A 1,125-nucleotide genomic window follows, 5' to 3' on the forward strand; every position below is an offset into this window, starting at 1 on the left:
CCGGCGCCGGTGGCCTCTTCTTCGGCGGCCTGCTCGGCGGCGGCCAGGTCGGTGAGGTCGCGGGCGCTGGGGCGATGCTTCTTGGCGGCCAGGAATCGGGCGTCGCGCTTGTCGGACTCGACGAGCCGGGCCGCCTCGCCGGGGGAGTACGGCCGGTAGATCATCGTGACGCGTTTGCGCAGCAGTTGCGGGTCGGGGTCGGTCAGCCGGCTGAACAGCCGGGAGTACACCACCCCGCGTGGTGCTTCGACCAGGCACCAGGTGCGTGAGATCCCGGAGTCGTGCCGGTAGGAGTCCCAGCTCTCCCGGGTGGCCACGGGCCCGGCCTGGGGCCAGTCGGGGGTGTGCTGGGTGTCGCGGGCGAGGTCCAGCGCGGCGGCCGGGTCGTAGGCGGCACGCACCACGGAGGCCAGCCCACGGGCGGACATCGGGATGATGCCGTCGCCGGTGGCGCCGGTCAGCCCGGCGTGCAGGTGCGGCAGGCGGGCGGCGACCTCCCGGCAGACGTCCTCGTGCGACATCGATCGCCCCGGTGGGGCGGTGTAGGTCAGCGACACCCGGGTGTCGACGGTCGCGGATCCGGCCGGGTACGACTCGACCACCTCGTTGAGGACCTGCAGGGCCAACGCAGGAGCGTCGGGCCGAGAGGTCGCGGCGACCTCGGTGGCGAGGCGGGTGCCCGGATCCGGCGTCGTCTCGATGGTGACCTGAGCCTGCACGAGCTGCGGCTCCCGCGACAGCGCGGCCAGCCACGAGGCCAGGTGCCCGACGCGGGCGTCGATGACGGCCTGGTCGACCAGGTCCATGCCCTCGGGGGCGCAGCGCAGCGTCACGGTGTAGTGCCGACTCTGCGGCACCACGACCACAGCCACGAGCCCGGAGCGGCCGGTCTCGACCTCGTACACCTCGGATCGGGCCAGCACCCCGGGCAACTGGTGGGCGGCGGCGACCCGGGAGGCGACCCCGGAGATGTAGACGTGGTGGCGGCGGGATCGGGCGAGCCACCACGCGACGCGGGCGGTGATGACCTGGAATCCGGTGCGCCCGTTGATCCGGATCGCCAGGGGAGCGAGGACGAGCAGGCCGGTGATGGCGGTGATCAGCGCGGCCGGCGGGGAGACCGTC

General features: G+C 73.8%; 1 protein-coding gene. It reads right to left on the bottom strand.

The annotated features are described in order from the left end of the window. Positions 1–1,125, bottom strand: a 1,125-nt coding sequence (locus AB0H52_RS32030; RefSeq protein ID WP_357952043.1) for an SCO6880 family protein, incomplete at both ends; no start/stop codon positions are given.

Origin of the sequence: Micromonospora sp. NPDC050695 (genome assembly GCF_040654415.1) — a bacterium.
In the GTDB taxonomy this organism is placed as follows: domain Bacteria; phylum Actinomycetota; class Actinomycetes; order Mycobacteriales; family Micromonosporaceae; genus Micromonospora.